Here is a 22,562-nt window from a genome sequence, read left to right as displayed (position 1 = left end):
CTGACAACTAAACTGACATGAATTCCAAATCTACAGGTTCTCAAAGCGCAAAACCATCCTTTTCAATGGATGATTTTGCTAAAGCCCTCGAACAGCACAATTATGAGTTCCAGAAGGGACAAGTAGTGCGCGGCAAAGTGTTCGAGTACGACTCAAACGGCGCGTATGTTGATATCGGCGGCAAGTCTTCGGCTTTTTTGCCGATCGAAGAGGCTGCTTTGAGAACAGTAACGGATTTGTCGGAAGTGGTTCCGCTGGACGAGGAACGGGACTTTTTGATTATCCGCGAACAAGATGCAGATGGCCAAGTTACCTTGTCTCTGCGGCAGTTACAAATTCAGCAAGCTTGGGAAGATTTAGTTGAATTGCAGGAAACCGGTAAAGTTCTTCAGGTGCGGGTTTCTGGGGCAAATAAGGGCGGCGTGACTGTAGATGTTCAGGGAATGCGCGGTTTTATTCCCCGATCGCACTTAGTCGATCGCGATAACCTAGAATCGCTGATCGGTCAATCTTTGAGCGTTAATTTTTTGGAGGTCGATCGCGATCGAGAAAAACTCGTCCTTTCCCAGCGGATGGCCACTCAATCGAATGCCTTCAAAGATTTGCAAATTGGTCAGTTGGTCGAAGGAAAAGTCAGCAGCATCAAGCCTTTTGGCGTGTTTGTGGACTTGGAAGGAGTTAGCGGTTTGCTGCACATCAAGCAAGTTAGCCAAAAATATATTGATAACCTTGGAAAGGTGTTTGCCCCCGGTCAACCCCTGAAAGCGATCGTGGTTGACCTCGATGAAAGTCGCGGCCGGATTTCGCTTTCTACTCGGGTACTGGAAAATTACCCAGGGGAAATGGTGGATAAAATGGCGGATGTTATGGATACCGCAGAAGAGCGATCGGAACGTGCTCGAAAGACTCTTTCTTAAGTCTTGATATAATTACCACCCCGACTTCTTAAAGAAGTCGGGGATCTAAGAGCGCGATCGTTTTACGTTTAATTAGCTTGATTTACTTATTTTGCATTGTACATCGACTTCTTATACCAGTTTCCCAAAAGAATCCAACTATAGGCTAACTCCAAACCCTTATCTAGTAAGTGAATACCTTTGGTCAATCAAACATCAAAAATCCAAAATTGTCTTACTTCTTCCTTTGGCGGTCTAACTCCATTTCAGCGTTCGTTATTTAACCCCATTAGCTACTACTCCCAGTACTTTAAAATCGGCTACATTTAGTTGATCTAAAGCTTTGTTTACCAGTCCGCGATCGGTTTTTTCTATTTTTACTATCAGCACTGTACCATCAGTTTGAGAGGCTAGTAAATGACCATCTGCTAAACCCATTAAAGGTGGTGTGTCGTAAATGACTAAATCAAATAAAGCTAGGAATTGTTCCATTAAATAGTGCATCTTTTTAGAAGAAAGTAATTTAATTGGATCAGGGGGAAGAGTACCGGAAGTTAGGACAAAAAGATTCTCATCATCTGGTAATCGCTGAATAGCCTCATTTAAGCTTAAATCAGAACTTAAAGTATTACTTAAACCTTTCAGATTTGATAAACCAAGGTATGTATGGAGTTGAGGAGAACGCATATTAGCATCTACTAATAATACTCGTTTACCCACAGCAGAAGCAGTTTTAGCTAAATAAAGTGCTACAGTTGACTTACCCTCACCTTTAAGAGTCGAAGTGATGGTTAAAGAACTTACTGGGTGTTCAGCATTTAATAATTGAATATTTGTGTATAAGTAGTGAAATGCCTCGATTACAGGAAAATCTTGGGAATTTGAAACTATTATTCGTTTTAAGCTTGCACCGTTAGTATTTGAAGTTATGCTAGTGATTTTAGGGGGAACCCTTTCACCTCTACGAGATTTAATTTTCATCGCTTTGGCGATCGGAATGACTCCCAAAAGAGGGCGTTTAGTTGCTGATTTAATTTCTTCTGGAGTATGGAAAACAGTATTTAAAACTTCTACTAGGAAACCTACAGCAATGCCTAGTAAAGTGCTAATAACTATCGCGATCGCTAGGTGGCGACGGGTTTGTTTTTCTGTTACTGGGTGGAGATCACCATTTTCGTTTGTGACTAACTGTGGTTTAGATATAATTTGCCAAGAGTCATAAATTTGACCAGCATCTATTTGTAAAGTTTTTTGTTTTTCCATGAACAGCTTGAGAGTATCTTTAGCTAGTTCTAGTTGTAATTGTAGGTCATCATAGCGACGTTGAGCTTGGGGCATTTGAGTGATTTTTGCTTGCAGTAAATTTTGGCTATTAGTTATCACTCGCTCGCGAGCTTCCAACTGTTTTAGTTGTGATTGCATCTGCAACAGAACAGTATCAGCTTCTCTTTTCATTAAATCACGCAAACTTTGCTGCTTTTCCCGCAAAGATTGAATGGGAAGGCTATTTTCATAAAATTGAGTAGAGCTTAAAGCTAATTGCGACTCTATTTCAGTTATTTTGCCAATTAAACTTTCATAAGACTTCGGGCTAATATCAATAATCCAACGATTATCGCCATTTAAAGATCTTTTTTTGTAGTTTTCATATTGCTGCCTACTTTCTGCTAGTTGTACTTGCACTTCTAGGCGACGATTAGTTACACTATCTAGCTGATCTGATAGGCTGCGGCTGCGTAATTCTGGTTGATTAAAGTTATACTTAATTCTTAAGGTTTGTAATTCTTGCTGCAAGTTATCTACTTTCTGTTGGAGGGGTGATATTTGTCTAGTGATAAAATCAATACTTTGTTGGCTAACTCTTAAGCGCTCTTTGCTCATATATTGTCGGTAATATGTTGCAGTTTCTTCCAGCACATATTTGATGCGCTTGGGGTCTCGATCACGGTAGCTAATATCTAGGAGTTTAGTACCCCCCTGCTTCCCATCTCGCAAGAAAGTAACACGTTGGATAGTCAAGCGGTTGTTAAGATTTTTATAGTCAAAATTTGGATATCTTTGTTGCAATTTATTAACTAATGGTATTAGCACTTCGGGGCTTTTTAAAACCCGCGTTAAACTTTGATAATCCACCGAGGAACCTTCTTCCGCTGATGACTTAATTCTGTTCAAGTCTGTGATGCCTATACTGTTAGTTTGAGCTTGGACTAAGAGCTTTGATAGCCGATCGTCAGTCGTCAGCGGTTCTGCTAAAACTGTAAATTTTCCTTCATACTCAGTAATAGATTTTTTGGCAGCCCTGATCACGAAAGTACCAGTCAAAGTACCGAGGCTGGCAGCTACTATAGCCATCACCAGAAGGCGACGTTTGACCACAGCTACTACCCATCCCATATCAAGGACTTGGTCATCTCCTTCTGGGGTAGTAGCTACGTAGTTACGGGAGGCTGCGGACAGATAGTGACCATTAAGATCATCCTTTAGGGAAGAAAACAGCTTTTTATCCATAAGGGTAATTTTATGAAATTCCTAATTTCCTAAGAGTCTGAGTAGCTCTATTAGTCGGGTGGGAACGAGAATTCCACCAATAATATTATTAACTGGTGTGAGAACAGTGGTAATGGTGTCTACCAAGGTAGCAGTCCTTGATCGTCCCACTATAATTATGTCATTATCTTGAATAAGTGGGTTGGTTTGAGCATCGATTCCTTGATTCAGATTAATTGCTACTTCCGATCGCGATATAGTTCCATTAGGATTCAGCCTGATCAGTTCCACGGATCTAGAGTTAGCGCGACTTAGCCTGAAACCCCCCGCACTCATAATTGCTTGATTTAAGGTAGTATTAGGAGGTAATTTGAGCCCACCCGGAGTATTGACTTCTCCGATAACACTCACTTGCACAGTCCCCGGAGCAAAGCTAGCAGTAGCTAGAACAGAAACTTCTCCTGGGTCGATCGCCGTCGCTGTCGGCACAAATATGATATCCCCTTCTTGTAGTATAGTATCTTGAGAGGTATCTTGTTCTTGCAAATATTGCCAGAGGTTAATAGTTCTAACTTGTTGTTTGCCACTTCTAGTATAACGTTGGAGTTGGATTTGGCGAATATCCGCGATTGATGTGATTCCACCAGCTAGTTGTAGAGCACGAATAATTGTCGGCTGTCCGTTAGTTCTTTCACCATTTTGGGTATCACCACCAATCGCTACATATCTACCGGGACGCTTCACCTCTCCGAATACTGAGACAGTACGGGGTTGCTCTGGTGGTATAGAAAAAGTAGATTCACTAAGTTGATTTGTTTCTGCTAAATTAATTGTTTCTTGAGGAGGAACCAAGATTTGATCTCCATCTCGCAACGTGATATCTTGGCTGGTCTGACCAGTTTGTAAATAATCCCATAGATTATAAGTGATAGTTATTTCTCTGTTAGCCGTGAGCCGACGCCGCACAATTACTCGTCGGATATCAGCGCTAGCTCGAATACCCCCAGCTTTTTCTAAAGCTTGAGGAAGAGTGGGAAACTGAACAGATGGTCTGTTGCCACCTCCATTAGCTAGGGGTAATGAGTAGGAGCCGGGACGGCTTACTTCACCCGATAACCAAATATTAAGCGGGCGGGCAGCTTGTAAGCTGATGGTAACTAAAGGTCTTTTTACAACGCGACCATAAGCTCTAGTGATAACTTGGGCTGCCTGTTCTAAAGTTAATCCTTGAAGGGGAACACTACCAATAATAGGGATTTGAATAGCTCCCCCAGCGGGAATTTGATACTCCCCACTAAGCTGGGGCAGATCGTAGATATCAATTCTAATATTGTCTCCACCGCCTAGATAGTAGTCAGTATTAATTATTGTTGCGGGGCCTGGGGACTGAGCGAGGTTGGTTTGAGGGTACGAGAGAGTGAGTACCAGCGCCAGCAGTGGCAGTTTTAAAGCATGAAGGGTAAGCCATTTCATAGTTAGTAACAAATTTGATGATAGAGGTAAAGCCATGAAAGATATTTTAAGGGTGCCGATGTTTGCGTTGATGCTTTTTTGTTTAGCAGTTATCGTCTTTGTGACTATTTATATTTTAGCCGCACGCCATCCGAAATTGGGGGCCAGATTAGAAAAGATTTTTGTGGGGATACTTTTTTTTACCATCACTGGTGGTTCAGGGATCATGGCCATGCCCTTTCCCAAACTCCATCCTAACGTTTTCTACAACTTAGAAACTACACCCCCAACAATGATTGGTCAAATTGCCATTTATGGGGCTATGATATTAATGCTTTTTCCCCGATTAACTAAAACTACCCAAAAAACAGTTTCTATGTCCATTAAATGGATAGCAGGAGACATTTTTTTAGGTTTGTTTTTATTGATAATGACTTTATCGGGCTTGTGGTCACAAACTCCTGAAATTACTTTTAAGGCTATTTTTGCTATTTGGGGAGTAACACTGGTTTCTATTTATGTAGGAAAAGTGTATAGCTGGTTAGAAATTTATGGATTATTGAGATGGCTAACTGGTTTATTAGCTTTATGGCTACTTGTGAAAACAAATGCAGCACCGGACGGTTGTTGGACAGGAGTTTTAGGTCATAAAAACCCTTTTTCTTTTCAAATGGCTAATACAGCTTCTTTATGGATTTTATATGCTTTTAAGGATCGTAAATATCGATACTTATCATTATTTATTATTTTAATATCTTTATTAGGATTGCAAAAAGGTTGTAGCGGTGCTAGTCGGATTTTGACAGTGGTATTAATCAGTTTGTGGAGTTATTTAGCACTCTTAAAAAGATTACCTGTAAAATGGGCTTTTGTCTGCTTTATCTTATTTTTAGTCGGTAGCATAGGTATAAGTATTTTGGTGTTAAATAATTTAGAGGCTATTATTGTGGATGGCTTGCAAAAAGATATGACTTTAACTGGTAGAACCGATTTTTGGCCTTTAATTATTGATAGAGTTAATCAAAATAATCCCATATTTGGTTATGGAATGCAAGGATTTTGGCAGCCTTGGCGTGGCGTGGAAAACCCCGCTTACGGAATTATAGTAGCTAAAACTGGTTTTGTCCCACCCCACTCTCACAATGGTTTTCTTGATATACTTTGCCAACTTGGTTGGACCGGATTCTTGTTGTTTATTTTGTCATTTTTAAATAATATATTTAGAGGGATAAATTACCTAGTTAAAGGAAGTTTTCCAGAGTCAGGTTTGCCTTTGTATTTATTAACATTTCTGCTGATGACTAATTTGACAGAGGGGGGATTATTGGGGGTTGGTACTTATTGGTGTTGGTATGTAGTTTTATCGGTAAAATTGAGCTTAGATAGGACAGCTAAGGATGAGCCACACTGATGATGTCAGCCTTTGGTCAGGCCTATTAAAAGAATCTTTAAACAGAATAGGAATATCCCCAACTTCTTAAAGAAGTCGGGGGTTTAACACCGATCGCGTTTTACGTTTAATTAAGTGGGTTCACTTAATATGACTTGCAATTGTTTCACTCTCCAGAGTTACTTCCACTGGCCAAGAATTTTCCATCTCTACTGTTTGTTGCGGCTGATAAACTGCCAAGTCGAACCAGAAAGTCGTACCCACATTAACTTCGCTAACTAAATTAATTTTAGTGTGGTGCTTGTCAATAATGTTTCTGACAATAGAAAGACCTAATCCGGTTCCTTCTAAAGTGTGTACTCGGTTTTCTACCCGGAAAAAGCGATCGAATATTGCTTGTTGGTCTTCAGGATCTATGCCAATTCCCGTATCAGAAATTTCGATCCGCACTACCGGAAAATGCTTGGCATCCGGTGACAAGTTTTGGTTGACGGATTGACCGTCTTTGTGGGTTGGCGCCTCCGGCTCTAGCAAATACGCTCGAATGGCCACCTTGCCGCCTGACTGAGTAAATTTTAAGGCATTTCCTACTAAATTTGCAAATACTTGCAGTAACAAATCGTAATGACCTAAAGCAGGCGGCAAATACGGGTCAACTTCTTGCTCTAATTCAATGCCTTTATCCTTAGCATTTAACTGATAAGTCCGCAGGGTTTGTTCCACAGCTTGCGGGAGGTCAACAGCCTCCAAGTGATAAACTCGGCAGGATTCCAGTCGCGATAAGTCTAACACGTCGTTAACTAAACGAGTTAGTCGATCGGTTTCTCGGTTGGCAATTTCTAGGAATTCCCTGCGCTCGCTTTCTAGAAGGTCTTCTCCGTACTCGTGGAGAGTCTCAATAAAAGATTTGATATTAAATAAAGGTGTTCTCAATTCGTGAGAAACATTGCTGATAAAATTGCTTTTAGCCTCATTGAGTTCTACTTCACGAGTAATGTCCTGCACTGTCATTGCAATGCCTTTGAGACTTTCTCGGTAATTTCCGGAACCTTGATGCTTGGAGGTTTGCTCGTAGAAAGTACACTCTACAGCTACCGGGCGTTGTGGCTCGGTACAGGTATCTTCCTCATGGCGGATACAGCTTCTGCATAGCGGTTCGGCACCGGGCGCTTTGTGCAGAATCACAGTAGTTAAAACAATCCGAATTGTACGGTTAAGTGGTTCGCTCATCGAGATGCGAAATTCACCGCCTTCGCGATCGCCAGCAGCTATTTCGTGCAAAGGTCTAGCCAACTCCTGCTGCACTTCCGAAGGCAAAATGTTCAGAACATTTATTCCGATCGCCTTTTTGCCTTCCCATCCAAAAATCCGCATTCCCGTCGGATTAACTAAAATCACCTGCAAATTTGCGTCTAATAAAAGCGCGCCATCAGCAATCGTTGAAACCAAAGTTTCTAACTTAGCTTTTTCCGCTGTCAGCTCTTCAATATTTTGTTCTTCATAACTTTCGAGTTTCTGGGCCATTTCATTAAAACTGCCGATCAACTCGCCCAATTCTCCCCCTAAAGGCAGGTCAACTCGCTGCTTAAAATTACCGCTGGCAATGTTTTTGACCCCGAAGACTAATTGTTTGATCGGCTGAGTAATTGTCAGGGCATTAAATACAGCTCCCAAAATTACCATCACCCAAATTGTGACAAATACTGCTAAAGTAACATCCCTAGTAAGATTGGAAGAGATAACTGCTGCCGGATTTGGGTTAATGCCGATCGCCAAAACCCCCAAATATTTGTCTTCATGAATTAACGGCACAAATACATCGGTAACTTCTCCATCCGGCGTCAAATGCTGCCGCACCAAAGGCAAAGAAGTTAAATTTCTCGCCTCAATATCGGCGAGAAAATTATCGGGAAGTTTGATCTGGCGGCGCAGTGTCAGGGAAGTCTCCACCTCCGATTCCGAAAAGGGTATCCCCAGGAAAATATCCCCCGCTTCGTCTGCATAAAGCATATAGCGGACGCTAGAAGTGCTGCTGTAAAATTGGCGGGAAAAGCGGGCGACTTCGGAGCGATCGTTTTTGGCAATCAGCGGCGCCACATTTGCCGCCAACAGCAGGCCGAGGTCGCGGCCGTAGCGAGTATCGTTAAGTCGGGCGTCTTGCTGGATAGTATTGACGGCCCAGAATGTCAGACCGCTCATAATTAACGACACTACGAGGGTAGCAGCGGCCATCAGGCGGGTCTGGAGGGTAAAATCCGACCACCAGCGGGCAATAATTTCTCCGATTTTGTTTAGTATGGCCAGCATTTCACCTGTTCACCAGTTCAATATTAAAAGCAAGATCAATTCAGTTGGCTCCCGATCGAATTTTCTGATGCGACTTGTCCGCTACCGCCACCCCAGAGATACCAAACTTCATTGTTACATTTCTACATTGAGATTGCTTGGCTTTCGGATGGCGGCCGAGGTCGCAATTCCTAATTTTTATCGCCCAGAGCTCGGCGACCGATGTCCCGACGGCAGTAAACCCCTTCAAATTGGATACAATCAACTGCTGCATAAGCTTTGGAGATAGCTTGTTCCAAAGTTTCTCCCGTCGCAGTGACGCCCAAAACCCGGCCGCCGTCACTCACCAACTGCTGCTGCTTCAACTGGGTGCCGGCGTGAAACACTTCTGCTCCTTTGGCTTCAGCTTCCTCGATACCTGTAATAACTTTGCCTTTTTGATAACTTCCAGGATAGCCCCCAGAAGCCAAGACTACGCAAACAGAGGCCCCCGACTTCCAGCGAATAGAATATTCACCGAGACGCTGCTGACAGCAGGCGAGCACCAAATCTTCTAAAGGAGTTTCCAGCAGTGACAAAACCGCTTGAGTTTCGGGGTCTCCGAAACGGCAGTTGAATTCTAAGACTTTGGGTTCTCCGTCCGGGGTAATCATTAAACCAGCGTAGAGTACGCCCCGGTAGTCGATTTTGCGTTTTTGCAGTGCTGCGAGGGTGGGTTCGAGAATTTCTTCTTGAATCCTTTCCATGAGTTCCGGGGTGACAATGGGCGCTGGGGCGTAGGCTCCCATACCGCCGGTGTTGGCTCCCTGGTCGCCTTCGCCGATAGCTTTGTGGTCTTGGGCCGGCAGCAAGGGTTCCACTGTGATGCCGTCGGTAAGGGCGAGAATCGAGACTTCTTGACCTGTTAAGAATTCTTCGACGACGACTCGGATGTTGTCGGTGCCGAATTCGCCTCGGAAAATGGTGTTGATGGCGCTGTGAGCCATTTTGACGGTGGTGGCAACGGTGACTCCTTTGCCTGATGCGAGTCCGTCTGCTTTGATGACTATTGGGGTTCCTTGTTCCAGAACGTATGCTTTGGCTGCTTCTGCGTCTGTAAATACGGCAGCTTTGGGTGTGGGGATGCCTGCTTGGAGCATCAATTCTTTGGCCCAGGATTTGCTGGATTCAATTTGGGCACCGGCTTTGGTTGGCCCGAAAATCATGAGTTTTTTCTGTTGGAAATAGTCGGCGATGCCTAGCGATAGGGGCAATTCGGGGCCGACGATGACTAATCCGATGTTGTTGACCATCACAAAGCGTTCGATGCCTTGGAAGTCGTCGATGTTGAGCGACAGATTTTGACAGCCTGGGGTGGTAGCTGTGCCGCCGTTGCCCGGTACGCAGAATACTTGTTTAATCCGCGTAGATTCTAGCAGTTTTTTTGCGATCGCGTGTTCGCGACCTCCGTTTCCCACAACTAAAACTTTCACAGTATCCTCACCTATAAATTTTGTTTCCTGAATGTCTGATTTTCAGTGTTGGCATCTGTCTATCTGCTTTTTGCAGTGCTGTCAATTATGCCATGCTTGGCGCTAGGGAATTGCTAGATGTGGCACTTTTCTGGAGGAGTGGGCTTCGACGCCTGTTTCTCACTGGCTGGGAGCGTGCAATAATTAAAAACTTTAGGCGCTCAATTTTTCTAGGTTCTGCCTCGATTTAATCCTGCAATTAAAACTATTTTTTGACTTTTAACTCTGCAATTACTGTAATTCATCCGGGGACAAATAGCGATAATATAGGCAGGTTGACTTTGCGGAATTTTACTCACATGAAATCAAATCAAACCGCTGCGAGTTCGTCTGCCAAATTTAAGCGGGTGGGCGTTGTGGGCGGCGGCCAGCTAGCTTCGATGATGGGGGATGCTGCTAGGGCGCTAGGTATTGAATTGGTAGTGCAAACTCCCCATGCTACTGACCCGGCAGTTTCTGTTGCTGCTGGTGTTGTTTTGGCTGCTGTTGATGATGTTTTGGCTACGGCTCAATTGGCGGCTGGATGCGATGTTATTACTTTTGAAAATGAGTTTGTGGATTTAGATGGTTTGCGGCCGCTAGAACAGCAAGGTGTGTTATTTCAGCCGAGTTTGTCGTCGCTTTCTCCTTTGTTGGATAAGTACGTTCAGCGCTGTTATTTACAAGGTTTGGGTTTGCCAACTCCGAGGTTTTGGGAATGGGATTGCAGCGCGGATTTGCCTCCAGAATTGTTTAAGGAGGTGGCGATCGACTTTCCGGCAATTTCTGTTTCCGACAGCGTGCAGATGGAAGGAGACTCGGATGCTGGATCGATAGACTTTCCCTTTGTCGTCAAAGTTCGCCGCCACGGTTATGACGGCCAAGGTACTTTTATTGTTAAGGAGCGGGGGAGTTTGGAGTCAATTCGTGCTAAACTCCAAGGTCAGCCTTTGCTAGTGGAAGAGTTTGTGCCGTTCGATCGCGAATTGGCAGTGATTGCGGCTCGATCGGCAAATGGCGAAATTGCGATTTATCCGATAGTGGAAACTCAGCAGCAAAATCAGGTTTGTCATCTGGTGATTGCGCCCGCTGATATTAGTTTAGATGTCAAAACTGAAGCTTGTGCGATCGCCCGTACTCTCCTCAACAGCTTAGAAGCTGTCGGCGTATTCGGCATTGAATTATTTTTAACCGCCGATAATAAGCTGTTAGTCAATGAAATTGCACCCCGCACCCACAACTCGGGACATTTTACCATCGATGCCTGTGAAACTTCACAATTTGCACAGCATTTGCGCGCAGTTTGTCAACTACCTTTAGGCAATTCGGCTTTGAAATGTGCAGGCGCTGTCATGGTAAATTTGCTCGGCTACGAGTCGGCCGAGTCCGATTATTTAGCAAAAAGACAACAACTGGCACAAATTAGCGGTGCTTTTGTACATTGGTATGGTAAGAAAGTATCGCGTCCCGGCCGCAAACTCGGTCACGTTACAGTTGTGCTCGACGCGGACTTGGTGGCTCAGGGGCGATCGCAAGCACTGGCGATCGCTCAAACCGTTGAATCTATCTGGTATGCAAGTTAAATTGCTCAAAGCTTGCCAAAATCTGGTTAGTTGGTATATATTAAATAAAGGTTCTACTGCGACGTTGGTGACTGCCAATAATGTTTTTTTGATCTATAACTCTTAACTCTCGGGAATCAAGATGTTTGGACAGCAGTAAACTGGGCTTGTACCCAGAAACTTTAAGTCCGAGCCAACGGTGCCCACCTGGTAAAATACCAGGTCAAAAGCTGAGGTAAGACGGCGTTGCGGGGAGCCATTAAAATTTGGATTGAGATAGGCGCTGTGAAATATGGCTAGCCTATTTTTTTTGAGTAAACGCCTTTACTCATACTGGGAGTTTAGGTGCGATTCGTTGAGACTGTTGGCGAATTAAAAAAGGGTGAAACCAAACATCTTATTATCAGAAAAAAGAACTACGATGAGCCAGAGATAAAAAGAGTAGAAAAACGAGAGACACTCGTCAAGCCAATCAGAATGTTGCGCCATCTTGCCCACATTCTTGACAGATTCAGCGCAGCAGCAGTCACAATACGTTGTTGTAGACGAGTTTTGGTAAGACCCATGTAACGAGCGTTATGCAAACCAAAAACACGAATTCGTTAAGACTGCAGGGTAAACGCATCGTACAGATATGCAAGAACGATCTTTAATTACTCATATTTAGAGCTGAATACTTACTATCCATCTTACAACAAATGCCAGGGATTAGTCAACCCCAAAAGAAGTTTTTAATCACTTTATTCTCAACTATTTTACTGAGCTATGGCAAAATCAACTTCACGAATCTCAGTCGTTATAGTTGTTTGAGTGAAAAAACTTATCGTCGTCACTTTCTCAAAACATTTAACTTTCCACAATTAAATCACTATTTCCTAGAAAAAGCCTTAAATCCTGAACACACAGTCATTGCTGTTATTGATTGTTCTTTTTTAAGAAAAAGTGGCAAAAAAACTGACGGTAAAGCTTACTTTTAGAATGGTGTAGCTGGTAAATCGGAACAGGGGTTGGAATTTTCTGTGATTTCTATTGTCGAAATTGAGACTCGTTTATCTTATAGCTTAAGCGTACAACAAACTCCGTCACGTCCTCCCATAACGCCTGTAAAAAAACTGCCACAAAATCCGAAGAATTGCTGGTCTAAGAAATCTCGCAAAAAACCGGAGCCTCAAAGCTCAACGCCTGACATCACAAGAGTTGATGACTATGCACAACATCTAAAGAATACTCGTTGTTACTGCCCAACTTCTGTACGTTATTTGCTGGCTGATGGCTATTACTATCGATCTCAATTCTGGGATGCTGTGCGGGACTTAAATTTAGACTTTATTGGCAAGTTAAGAAGTGATGCTAACTGGAGTTTAGACTAAGCACAAATTTACTCAGCTAACGCTGAGTAGAAATTGTGGTGAATTTAGAGAGATCTGACCAGGTTAAATAATCGATTTTGGTGATTTTTGGAACCGACCTTTACCCTTTTTGACCACAGGATAGCGACATCTTCGAGTACGCGGTTTTCCTGTTTGCCATCCATCTGAATTTCCTCGCCGTTTGGGAACAACAGCAGGACTTCCAATCCTGATTAAAAGTGGAAGCATTGATTGTACAACCCTTCCAGGAGTCAATTCAGGTAGAGATTTTTGCCAGGGGAGACGAATTTCTGTGACGACATCTTTAGCTAACCATAATTGCCAGGTTAGTAAAGGCATCAAATCACTCCATCGTTCGCACTGTTCGCTTTGTACTCAACTTCGGCACAGTCCAATGTAAGGTTTGTTTAGCTAACCGACACCAATGTTCGAGGGTTCTCGCGGCGCAGATACAGTTGCCAAATTTCACCCAGAGATTGCATTTGGATACCAACCCACACTAACCACAAAGGTTGACTATTTAATCGACCCGTTACAGTTTCTAAACGTTCGAGTAAAATCAAGGTCATTGGATGTTTGGGACTACCTCTAAAATGCAAGTTATCCCATTTTTTTAACCGAATTTTTCCCAGTTTGGGTTCAATAGATTCCAGAGTTTGTTCTGGTTTCCACCAGCTTTGAGGCTCGTTGAATCTAAACTGTTGATCGTGAATTTTGGGTCTGCCTCTACCACTATAGGCTGGGGGTGCTGACCACAAGCAACGATTGGAGCGAATACGCATTAGTTTATCAGCAGCGATCGCAGCGGTGGCTTCGATCAGAGGTGCACACCCATACTCACTATCAAATAGAGCGATCGGTCTATTCTGAAGATACTGACATACTTGTGCCAATTGTTGAGCGCCAAAACCTATCGGGTTGTCCCAACTCGTGATACGTTCATGTCTCAAGGGAAGCGCCCAACTGCCAATACTTTCAGGTATCCAGGCAATCGTACTAGATCAGGCGACCAATGCCGACAGGTATACCGTGGGGTAAGGCTGTGGGTTGATGTTCATAGGTGCGTTCTTTGAGGGTACGTGCATGGGGTCTTAACCATGCCGTATGATCGATCGCTAATACTGGACGTTCTACCTCTGACATCTGCTGGATGTATAGTTGCATCAATTTTTCTCGATCTAGTCTACCGTCTTGTAGTGCTTCATAGACACTCGACCACTGACGCCGAAATAAGGGATTGAGGGCTAAATCTCCTAAACATGAGATGTGGCGGGTTGTCATTACCGCATCCGCTAGTTCAAAGGTGGCATCTTTTGCTTTGCCGAGACATTCATAAGCTAGTTGACGAAATTCCTGTAATTGTTCTAACTTCATGGCAGGTAGATTTGAGATTTTTTAGCTGAATTCTCAATCTTCTCCCCTGATGCTGTCTGTTGAAACTATCGCAGACAGTTTTTTCTCTTGTTGCAAGTCTCGGAGAACGTCAACGGTCCCTGGTATTTATCTTATGGTTGAGTCTGATAGCTGGTCGCCAGCGACCTTTGCCGTTCTTGAGAACTGTTCCCTAGTCTCACAGCGATCGCACTTTTTGACCTGCTTAGTCTAAACTCCAATGCTAACCTGCGCTATTTCTATACAGGTGAACAAAAGAAACTGGGAGCTCCACGTAAATATGATGGTAAGGTTGACTGCCATGATTTGAGTCGTCTTAATTTTGTTAAAAACCTAAAACCGGGAGTTTCCTTATACACATTGCTTGTGTGGAGTTGTTGTTTAAATTGCCCAATTTGTTTGGTTTGTATCTCTGAGGTTGAAGCCAACGGCAAAATCAAAAATGCTTTATTGTTTAGCCCTGATATTCACCTACCACCTGAGCAAATTCTTGCATATTATCAGGCTCGCTTCCAGAGCGAATTTATTTTTCGTGATCCCAAGCAATTTACGGGATTGTCTGATTGTCAAGCTCGTCATTTACCACGGCTTGATTTTCATTTTAATGCCAGTCTTATTGCCTTAAACTTAGCTAAACATGAACTCTCTAGTTGTCATTCATCTGCCAAGTCGTTTGTATTTTCTATGGCCTCTTATAAACGGCTGGAATTCAATAAGCATCTACTTTTTACCTTTATTGATAAGTTAGATTTAGACCGGGATTTGATTTTAAATCACCCTAATCTTCCTTCAGTCTTGTCTTATGGTACTTTGGCTCCTTAAAAACTGTCCGGAGTATTGCTATAACATTCTATACCAGATGTTAACTGCAAACAACCGTAAGATTACCCGATCGCCCATCCTGTATATTGCCCCAAATACAGCGCCGCCCCCAAGCCGCAAATCTCCCTTGCAGAAAGTACCACAAACGTGATACGGTATAAGCTTGTGTCCAAATAACACCAGTTCATGCCAAAACTCAAAACTCGCAAAGCAGCCGCAAAGCGCTTTAGAGCGACCGGCAGCGGTAAAATTGTGCGCCGTAAAGCTTACAAAAGCCACTTGCTACAGCACAAAAGTTCAGCTCGCAAAAGCCGTCTATCTAAGCTGGTCGTCATCGACGAGACCAACGATGCTAACGTGCGGTTAATGCTTCCATACTTGTAAAGTTTAACGGAAATTAAAGATGACACGGGTAAAACGCGGTAATGTCGCTAGAGCGCGCCGCAAAAAAATTCTCAAATTAGCCAAGGGTTTCCGAGGCGCACAGTCGAAACAGTTCCGCACAGCTAACCAACGGGTGATGCAGGCCCTGCGTAACGGTTATCGCGATCGCAAAAAACGCAAACGCGATTTCCGCCGCCTGTGGATTGCTCGGATCAATGCTGCATCGCGCCAGCACGGCACGAGCTACAGCAGACTGATCGGCAACATGAAAAAAGCCAACATCGAAATCAACCGCAAAATGCTGGCACAAATGGCAATCATTGACCCCGCAACATTCGGTAAAGTCGTGGAAATGGCTAATCGAGCCGGAGGCTGAAAGTTCGCTTGATTTTCAGAAGGCAGAAAGCAGAAGTAAGAAAGATTTAACTATCTGCCAAAGAAGGAAAACTCCTGATGAATTTAGGAGGTTGAGAGCAACTTTCCTTCTTTGTTCTTACTTCTGGACTCTTGCTTTTTCAGAAATCGCGATCGGGCCTGTCGGTCGCTATTTCCTTGTTTTTTATACAGTTGCAGAGGCAAATGTCAGAGATTGCTATCGCCTTAAAATAAATAAAACCTTCCACAGACCTACCTAATTTTAAGAAAAACATGGATAGTAATTTGCTCATTGTTTACCTGTCAGTCCTGCTTGCTATACTCGGCAGCACATCCTGGTTTGTGGTGCGCCAGATTCTTAAAACTCGCAAGCTGGAAATGTCTCTGGAACGCTTAGAAAATAAGCTGACAGTAGAAAAAGGAACAGCACAGGAATACTACGAATTAGGAAGTATATATCTAGATAAGAAGCTTTACTCGCAGGCGATCGTACTGTTTCAAAAAGCCCTTAAAGCCAAAGACTTGGAAGGCGAAGAAAATCAAGCTGTTATTTACAACGCCCTCGGTTTTGCACACTTTGGCCAAGAACAGTACGACATCGCAATCCGCCACTATAAAGAAGCCCTGAAATTACAGCCAGAATACGTTACATCTCTAAATAATCTGGGTCACGCCTACGAGCGCAAGAAATTAACAGCTCAAGCCTTGGAAATGTACGAACAAGCTCTCGCCTGCGATCCAGACAATACCACGGCTAAACAGCGAGTAGAGTCTCTCCGGAAGCGTTTGGTAATCTATAATTGAGCGCCCATGTTAGGAGCAATAGAGATCCCGCAAACCTGGTTTCATTCAGAAACCGGGTTTTTTCTTCACATAGTCCCAGATACTAAACTATCCAACACATTAATGCGTTAGTTTTTAAGAACAGGAATTCCCAGTCAAGCTCGATCGCACACCGTCCCAGCACTTTAAATTAATGTCAAGATAAAAGCAGTACCTGCAATACCGGTCAGTCCTAACAATAGAAGGAGGAGAACGTAGTGACATCAATTCTCGTTGTCGAAGATTCGTGGTTGACTCGCAGGGTAATCTGCAAAATTCTCCGAGCAGAAGGATACGAGACTTGGGAAGCATCGAGCGGCCCAGAAGCTCTAGAACAGCTCGGCACTAAAACCCCAAACTGTATGCTCTTAGATCTGCTGATGCCAGAAATGGAAGGTCGGGAAGTCCTGCAAGCTATGCGCGATCGAGGATATAAAATTCCAGTGATCGTAATTACCGCAGACATCCAAGCAAGCACCCGCTCCGAGTGCATGGAACTCGGAGCCCTGGCAGTCATTCACAAAATGCCCAACTCAGATGAACTGATTGGGTGGATCAAAAAAGCTCTCAGTGTCAGCGAGGAGAGCACCCAATGAAATTAAGCACTCGACAGCTCGATGCTTTGCAGGAACTCGTCAATATCGGGATCGGTCAAGCCGCAGGGGTTTTGAACGACATGATCGACTCCCCGATTCGCTTGCAAATCCCCTACCTTCAAATCCTGACTCCCATCGACGTGGAAGAAGAGTTAGAGCAGCACCTCAACGGCGAGCAAATCGCCGCTGTCCAGCTCAAATTCACAGGCTCCTTTGGAGGCATTGCCCAGCTAGTCTTTCCCACCAACAGCGCTGCCCTGCTGGTGACAATGCTTACAGGGGAAGAAGTGGGAACTCACGATCTCGATTCAGTCAAAATTGGTACGCTGAGTGAAGTGGGAAATATTGTAATTAATGGGGTCATGGGTGCAATCAGCAACGTACTTCAGCAGCGCCTGAACTACTCAATTCCCACTTATAGCGAAGGGACGATTGCTAATTTGCTGATATCTGGCGGTTTAGCTACTGATACAGTTGTTTTATTAGCCCAGACCAGTTTTATGATTGAAAGGCTTCACATTGAAGGAGATATCATTCTTATTTTCAATGTTAATTCCTTTGACACCTTGTTGACTGCTATCAATCAACTTGCCGGGGGTCTATGATTGAGGAGAGCAAAAGTATTAAGGAAAAGTTTGGGGTTCTCGACAGCGTACCAGTCGGCGCCTGCTTGCTGCAAGATGATTTTGTGGTGCTGTTTTGGAACACTTGTCTGGAAGAGTGGACTAAAATTCCCCGCAGCCAAATATTGGGAACAAAGATCACAACCCATTTTCCTCACCTGAGTCAGTTAAAGTACGCCACTCGCTTCAAGCAAATCTTTGCAGGAGGCCCGCCAACAATTTTTTCTTCTCAAATTCACAAACACCTGATTCCGGCAACTTGGCAAGACGGCCAGCAACGAATTCAGCAAACTACTGTGACTGCTGTGCCGGCCCTAGAGGCTGGCATAGAAGAACAGGAGATTAGAGACTGGGTTCTCCATACTCTTGAGTTGGAATCAGACGGTACTGTCGGAGTCGGCTCACCAAGAAGTGCTTTTTTGTCTAGGGAATCTGCACCCTCAGTTTCGTCATCAATATGGCCGGGCATCAATTCCCCATCGTTCTACGCGCTGCTGGTGATTCAAGACGTGACCGACCTCACCCATCGCATCCAAGCTTACCGCACAATGCGGGATCAAGCTTTGGAAGAAGTGCAAGTGCGTCAGCGGGTGGAAGAAGAATTGCGATCGAGTCAGCATTTCATCCAGCAGATTGCGGACGCGGCGCCTTATTTGCTCTACATCTACGATTTGACCGAACAGCGCAACGTCTACGTCAACGGTCAAGCTTCTAAATTGCTGGGCTACACTCCCCAAGAAATTTTACAGATGCAAACTGCTTTGTATTCCAGTTTGGTGTACCCAGAAGATTTGCCGAGGCTCAAAGCCCACCAACAAAAATTTCCCTCGACCCAAGACGGGCATATTTTGGAGTTGGAATATCGCCTCAAACATCGATCGGGCGAATGGCGCTGGTTTCGCTGCCGCGACCAAGTTTTCGCCCGCACAGCCGACGGCTGCCCCAAACAAATTTTCGGCACCGCTCAAGATATCACTGAGTACAAGCGGGCAGAAGAGGCGCTGCGGCAGCAGAACGAACGAGAACTGCTGATGGCGACGATTACTCAGCACATCCGCCAGTCTCTGGATTTGGGCGAAGTACTCCGCACGACAGTGACAGAAGTGCGTCAGTTCCTTCAGGCCGATCGAGTGATGATCGTGCGCTTTAACCCCTGTACCGGCAGTCTCTGCGCTGGCCCGGCGACGGGGGCGGTGACAGTGGAATCTGTAGCTCCCAACTGCCAGCCGATGTTGGGGGAAACCCTGGAAAATTTCTGTTTTGACCAGTTCTATCTCGAAGCGTACCAACATCGATCGATCCGACCGATCGGCGATGTTTTAGCCGCGGATTTGCCGCAATATCAAATTGACTTGCTCGCACAATTCGCGGTGAGAGCTTATTTGGTAGTGCCTTTAGTGCAAGGAGACGATTTGTGGGGGCTGCTGATGGCCCACCAGTGCAGTCCCCGGCAGTGGATGCAGTTGGAAGTAGAGCTGCTGTCTTCTCTTGCCACCCAGTTGGCGATCGCCATCAAGCAAGCAGAACTCTACCAGCAGTTGCAAGCAGCCAACCTCAAGTTAGAGCGCTTGGCTACTTCGGACGCACTCACGCAGCTAGCAAACCGCCGACGGTTCGATCAGTATTTAGAAATGGAGTGGCGCAGACAAGTCCGGGAACAAACGCCCATGTCCCTAATTCTGTGCGATATTGATTCTTTTAAAAGTTACAACGATACTTACGGGCATCAAGGCGGAGACGAATGTTTGCGACAAGTCGCCGGGGCGATCGCCAATGCAGTCAATCGCCCCGCCGATTTAGTAGCTCGCTACGGAGGCGAAGAATTCGCCGTTATTTTGCCAAATACCTCGATTCAAGGCGCAGTGATCGTAGCCGAACACATACAGCTCACAATCGCAGCTTTGCAGCTTCCGCACGCTGGTTCTCAGGTGAGCGAGTACGTCACTCTCAGCCTGGGCGTAGCGAGTATTGTTCCTGGATCTGAATCGGGAGCCGAAATTCTGATTGCCGCAGCCGACCAAGCCCTGTATCAAGCTAAACGACTTGGGCGCGATCGTATCCAACTTTACCAGCCCGATCCTGCTGCTGGCAAGCCGAATTGCACAGGCACTTCGATACTTCCTGTAGATTTTTCTTTGCCAAATACTAACTTACCCTCTCCCACCAGCGCTTGACGAATTGCCATATTTGTAGATTCCGAGTAGTTAGGGCTTGCCGAAAAAGCCTAAAACCTGGACAGAGAAAGACTTTGACTGGTTTGAATGCTCCGCGTGTGCAAGCTTATGAGCTAAAATCTGTCCAAAGCCTAGTACAACATCACTTTCGTAATGTACCGAAAAGTTGACCCAACCCCAAACCCGCCATCCAACTTTGACTTGCCTTTTGAGGGGCAATTGTTAGAAGATAATCGTTGGGTAATCATGGCGAAACTAATTCCGTGGTCAGCATTTGAAGCAGAATATGCTCAAAACTTTTCCGTAGATATGGGAGCTCCAGCGAAATCTTTTCGGATGGCATTGGGAGCATTAATTATTAAAGAAAAGTTAGGAACCAGCGATCGTGAAACAATAGAACAAATCCGAGAAAACCCATACTTACAATACTTTATAGGCATGACCAGCTATAGCAGTCAAGCACCATTCGACTCATCAATTTTGCAGGGTAAGCTCATCTAATTTGGTATAAATTGTACTTGACAAAAAGGGCAAGATATAAAGGAACATCCTGTGAACACCGGTTCTTTTGAACCCATTTGAGATATTTTGACGATGGACAGACAACGAGCGATGGACAGACAACGGGCGATCGAGAGATAACGGGCGATCGACTCGCAGCCTCAAAGAGGTCAAAGGGGTTCTATAATACTGCTTCATCTGTGTCACGAATGGTGAGGAAAAATCAATGGAGAAAGGATTCGATCGTGTTGTAAATGAGCCAAAATCATTAGCGAAACCCGACAGGTTTCAACCGCTCTCCCTGCAACACTTACAAGCTTGCTTATCAACTTATTTTGATGACATACCAGACCCGAGAGTAGATCGAACCAAACAACATTTACTTAAAGACATTCTGGTCATTACCATATTAGCTACGATCGCAGGAGCTCAGGGCTGGGAAGACATCGAAAATTATGGACTCAGCAAGCAGCAATGGTTAGAAGAATTTTTAGAGTTACCCAATGGCATCCCCAGCGATGATACATTCCGCCCTTGTGTTTGAAAAGCTAGACCCGAAAGTTTTAGAGGAAAAGTTATCGCAATGGTTGCAACAAATTATGGGTTCAGTCTTCCAAGAAATTATCCCCATAGATGGCAAAAGTTTGCGAGGTTCTTACGATCGAGAGAAAGGTTTAAAAAACTTACATTTAGTGACAGCTTGGGCGAGCGCACAGCGTTTGGTACTCGGGCAAGTCAAAGTTGAAGACCATTCCAATGAAATCACAGCAATTCCAGCCCTACTAGAACTACTCGACATTGCCGGGGCGATTATCACCATTGATGCGATGGGGACTCAAACAGAAATAGTCCGACTGATTCGTCAGAAAAAAGCCGATTATGTCGTGGCACTAAAAAGCAATCATCCCACTCTTTACAATCAAGTTAAAGACTGGTTTGAGACTGCAAAAACTCAGGAATTCATGGGGATTGAAATGAGTTATGATTCCCGAACCGAAAAGGGACATCATCGCCTCGAAACTCGAAAAGTCTGGGCGGTATCAGTTGCCAAAGTCGGAGGACTTTACAAGCAAGAGCAATGGGCAGGCTTGCGCACTATTGTTATCGTCGAAAGAGTTCGTCATCTGTGGAACAAAACTACGCACGAGGTACAGTTTTACCTAAGTTCTTTACCAGTAGACGCCCAGCTAAATGGTCGTGCTATTCGTCAACATTGGAGCATTGAAAACCAAGTTCATTGGAGTTTAGATGTGACTTTTAATGAAGATAAATCCCGGATTCGCTCGTTAAACAGTCCTCAGAACTTCGCTCTGGTAAGACGGATTGCCCTTAATGCGGTCAACCAAGAAACAACTCTCCAGCGTAGCCTACGACAAAAAATCAAACGGGCTGCGATGAACAATGACTATATGATGCAAATTCTCAAGTCCTTTTGTCAAGCATGATTGAGATGCTCTTACCCTGCTAATGCCATCCTAAATGATTTGGCGGGTGCTCCCATTTCGGTTGGAAAGTTTTCCGCATAATCTGATTCAAATTCCGACCAAGGAATTAGTTGGGCCATTTTTACCCAACGGTCATCTTCTGACAATCTTCCTTCAAAGGGGAGTTCAAAGTCGGATGGGGGGCTTGAGGTAAGCTCAGCTTTTCGGTACACGCTCGCAAATGGTGATGCACGGGTTTTGAGCCATTATACCTGTTTTTCTTGCACCCTTACTACTTTTTTGGTCGGAAAACCCCTACACTGTTTACTTTTCTCACTGCTTCAGCAAGCCCTACTTAAGGATTCAGGTCAAAAAAGACTTAAGGAATAAAAATTTAATAACCTCAGCGATGTATAATACATAAATGAGTGAATATGAATAGGTTTATGTTTCGGTAGAGATGTCAAATATTATACCTACTTGGTTCTTCTTATGTCGCCCATAATTTTTTGATTT

General features: G+C 44.4%; 18 protein-coding genes, 1 other RNA gene and 3 pseudogenes. 15 read left to right on the top strand and 7 right to left on the bottom strand.

The annotated features are described in order from the left end of the window. The first annotated feature begins 17 nt into the window (after positions 1-17). Complete coding sequence (locus tag NDI35_RS03165) at positions 18-917, top strand: S1 RNA-binding domain-containing protein (RefSeq protein ID WP_445311464.1); 900 nt, start codon at positions 18-20, stop codon at positions 915-917. Positions 918-1,172: 255 nt separating this feature from the next. Here the strand turns inward: NDI35_RS03165 and NDI35_RS03160 are convergent, their stop codons facing one another. Further along, the gene (locus NDI35_RS03160) at positions 1,173-3,404 is read right to left on the bottom strand and encodes a GumC family protein (RefSeq protein WP_445311463.1); all 2,232 of its coding nucleotides are present in this window, start codon (positions 3,402-3,404) and stop codon (positions 1,173-1,175) included. Positions 3,405-3,425: 21 nt separating this feature from the next. Further along, positions 3,426-4,856, bottom strand: a complete 1,431-nt coding sequence (locus NDI35_RS03155; RefSeq protein ID WP_445311462.1) for an SLBB domain-containing protein — start codon at positions 4,854-4,856, stop codon at positions 3,426-3,428. Positions 4,857-4,890: 34 nt separating this feature from the next. Between NDI35_RS03155 and NDI35_RS03150 the strand changes: the two genes are divergently transcribed. Continuing rightward, complete coding sequence (locus NDI35_RS03150; protein ID WP_445311461.1) at positions 4,891-6,246, top strand: O-antigen ligase family protein; 1,356 nt, start codon at positions 4,891-4,893, stop codon at positions 6,244-6,246. Between the two features lie 120 nt (positions 6,247-6,366). Here the strand turns inward: NDI35_RS03150 and NDI35_RS03145 are convergent, their stop codons facing one another. Next, positions 6,367-8,532, bottom strand: a complete 2,166-nt coding sequence (locus NDI35_RS03145; RefSeq protein WP_445311460.1) for an ATP-binding protein — start codon at positions 8,530-8,532, stop codon at positions 6,367-6,369. 170 nt (positions 8,533-8,702) lie between these two features. Further along, on the bottom strand, positions 8,703-9,983 hold the full coding sequence (purD, locus tag NDI35_RS03140; RefSeq protein WP_445311459.1) for a phosphoribosylamine--glycine ligase: 1,281 nt from the start codon (positions 9,981-9,983) through the stop codon (positions 8,703-8,705). 338 nt (positions 9,984-10,321) lie between these two features. Here purD and NDI35_RS03135 point away from each other — a divergent pair, with 338 nt between their 5' ends. From NDI35_RS03135 to NDI35_RS03120, 4 genes are all read left to right on the top strand, one after another. Beyond that, entirely contained in the window at positions 10,322-11,584 is a 1,263-nt protein-coding gene (locus NDI35_RS03135) for a 5-(carboxyamino)imidazole ribonucleotide synthase (protein ID WP_445311648.1), read from the top strand. Positions 11,585-11,634: 50 nt separating this feature from the next. Then, a non-coding RNA gene (gene ssrS / locus NDI35_RS03130) (6S RNA) lies at positions 11,635-11,822 on the top strand. Between the two features lie 439 nt (positions 11,823-12,261). Further along, positions 12,262-12,540, top strand: a complete 279-nt coding sequence (locus NDI35_RS03125) for a hypothetical protein (protein ID WP_445311458.1) — start codon at positions 12,262-12,264, stop codon at positions 12,538-12,540. Positions 12,541-12,582: 42 nt separating this feature from the next. Then, positions 12,583-12,933: a hypothetical protein gene (locus NDI35_RS03120; RefSeq protein WP_445311457.1), complete on the top strand. Its 351-nt coding sequence runs from the start codon at positions 12,583-12,585 to the stop codon at positions 12,931-12,933. A 407-nt stretch (positions 12,934-13,340) separates the two neighbouring features. Here NDI35_RS03120 and NDI35_RS03115 read toward each other — a convergent pair whose 3' ends face one another. Further along, on the bottom strand, positions 13,341-13,883 hold the full coding sequence (locus NDI35_RS03115) for a transposase (protein ID WP_445311456.1): 543 nt from the start codon (positions 13,881-13,883) through the stop codon (positions 13,341-13,343). A 46-nt stretch (positions 13,884-13,929) separates the two neighbouring features. After that, on the bottom strand, positions 13,930-14,307 hold the full coding sequence (locus NDI35_RS03110) for a transposase (RefSeq protein ID WP_445311455.1): 378 nt from the start codon (positions 14,305-14,307) through the stop codon (positions 13,930-13,932). 417 nt (positions 14,308-14,724) lie between these two features. Between NDI35_RS03110 and NDI35_RS03105 the strand changes: the two genes are divergently transcribed. From NDI35_RS03105 to NDI35_RS03065, 9 genes and pseudogenes are all read left to right on the top strand, one after another. Beyond that, the gene (locus tag NDI35_RS03105; protein ID WP_445311454.1) at positions 14,725-15,147 is read left to right on the top strand and encodes a hypothetical protein; all 423 of its coding nucleotides are present in this window, start codon (positions 14,725-14,727) and stop codon (positions 15,145-15,147) included. Between the two features lie 186 nt (positions 15,148-15,333). Continuing rightward, entirely contained in the window at positions 15,334-15,531 is a 198-nt protein-coding gene (gene rpmI / locus NDI35_RS03100; protein ID WP_006634164.1) for a 50S ribosomal protein L35, read from the top strand. Between the two features lie 19 nt (positions 15,532-15,550). Next, positions 15,551-15,907, top strand: a complete 357-nt coding sequence (rplT, locus tag NDI35_RS03095; protein ID WP_190658174.1) for a 50S ribosomal protein L20 — start codon at positions 15,551-15,553, stop codon at positions 15,905-15,907. Between the two features lie 272 nt (positions 15,908-16,179). Continuing rightward, a complete protein-coding gene (locus NDI35_RS03090; RefSeq protein ID WP_445311453.1) occupies positions 16,180-16,710 on the top strand; it encodes a tetratricopeptide repeat protein in 531 nt (176 codons plus the stop codon). Positions 16,711-16,946: 236 nt separating this feature from the next. After that, entirely contained in the window at positions 16,947-17,324 is a 378-nt protein-coding gene (locus NDI35_RS03085) for a response regulator (protein WP_333039645.1), read from the top strand. Then, positions 17,321-17,929 carry a hypothetical protein gene (locus NDI35_RS03080; protein WP_006634168.1) on the top strand — a complete coding sequence of 203 codons (609 nt, stop codon included), beginning with the start codon at positions 17,321-17,323 and terminating at the stop codon, positions 17,927-17,929. Before NDI35_RS03085 ends, NDI35_RS03080 begins: the two co-directional genes overlap by 4 nt. Further along, entirely contained in the window at positions 17,926-20,121 is a 2,196-nt protein-coding gene (locus NDI35_RS03075) for a sensor domain-containing diguanylate cyclase (RefSeq protein ID WP_445311452.1), read from the top strand. The genes NDI35_RS03080 and NDI35_RS03075 overlap by 4 nt, the downstream gene beginning before the upstream one ends. Before the next feature lie 153 nt (positions 20,122-20,274). Next, positions 20,275-20,604: pseudogene (locus NDI35_RS03070) on the top strand (transposase); the annotation flags it as partial. 244 nt (positions 20,605-20,848) lie between these two features. After that, positions 20,849-22,067 (top strand): annotated as a pseudogene (locus tag NDI35_RS03065) (ISAs1 family transposase). 20 nt (positions 22,068-22,087) lie between these two features. On the opposite strand, the pseudogene NDI35_RS03060 reads toward NDI35_RS03065, so the two are convergent. Next, positions 22,088-22,279 (bottom strand): annotated as a pseudogene (locus tag NDI35_RS03060) (transposase); the annotation flags it as partial. Positions 22,280-22,562: the final 283 nt, after the last annotated feature.

Origin of the sequence: Microcoleus vaginatus FACHB-2002 (assembly GCF_040004035.1) — a bacterium.
Classification (GTDB): domain Bacteria; phylum Cyanobacteriota; class Cyanobacteriia; order Cyanobacteriales; family Microcoleaceae; genus Microcoleus; species Microcoleus vaginatus_C.
Note: the sequence above shows the minus strand (reverse complement) of the source record. Positions and strands in the feature narration are given on the sequence as shown.

Bases quoted from the DNA above. Each gene is read 5' to 3' on its own strand.
- NDI35_RS03165 (WP_445311464.1), top strand. From the start codon at position 18: ATGAATTCCAAATCTACAGGTTCTCAAAGCGCAAAACCATCCTTTTCA.
- NDI35_RS03160 (WP_445311463.1), bottom strand. From the start codon at position 3,404: ATGGATAAAAAGCTGTTTTCTTCCCTAAAGGATGATCTTAATGGTCAC.
- NDI35_RS03155 (WP_445311462.1), bottom strand. From the start codon at position 4,856: ATGAAATGGCTTACCCTTCATGCTTTAAAACTGCCACTGCTGGCGCTG.
- NDI35_RS03150 (WP_445311461.1), top strand. From the start codon at position 4,891: ATGAAAGATATTTTAAGGGTGCCGATGTTTGCGTTGATGCTTTTTTGT.
- NDI35_RS03145 (WP_445311460.1), bottom strand. From the start codon at position 8,532: ATGCTGGCCATACTAAACAAAATCGGAGAAATTATTGCCCGCTGGTGG.
- NDI35_RS03135 (WP_445311648.1), top strand. From the start codon at position 10,322: ATGAAATCAAATCAAACCGCTGCGAGTTCGTCTGCCAAATTTAAGCGG.
- NDI35_RS03125 (WP_445311458.1), top strand. From the start codon at position 12,262: ATGCCAGGGATTAGTCAACCCCAAAAGAAGTTTTTAATCACTTTATTC.
- NDI35_RS03110 (WP_445311455.1), bottom strand. From the start codon at position 14,307: ATGAAGTTAGAACAATTACAGGAATTTCGTCAACTAGCTTATGAATGT.
- rpmI (WP_006634164.1), top strand. From the start codon at position 15,334: ATGCCAAAACTCAAAACTCGCAAAGCAGCCGCAAAGCGCTTTAGAGCG.
- rplT (WP_190658174.1), top strand. From the start codon at position 15,551: ATGACACGGGTAAAACGCGGTAATGTCGCTAGAGCGCGCCGCAAAAAA.
- NDI35_RS03090 (WP_445311453.1), top strand. From the start codon at position 16,180: ATGGATAGTAATTTGCTCATTGTTTACCTGTCAGTCCTGCTTGCTATA.
- NDI35_RS03080 (WP_006634168.1), top strand. From the start codon at position 17,321: ATGAAATTAAGCACTCGACAGCTCGATGCTTTGCAGGAACTCGTCAAT.
- NDI35_RS03075 (WP_445311452.1), top strand. From the start codon at position 17,926: ATGATTGAGGAGAGCAAAAGTATTAAGGAAAAGTTTGGGGTTCTCGAC.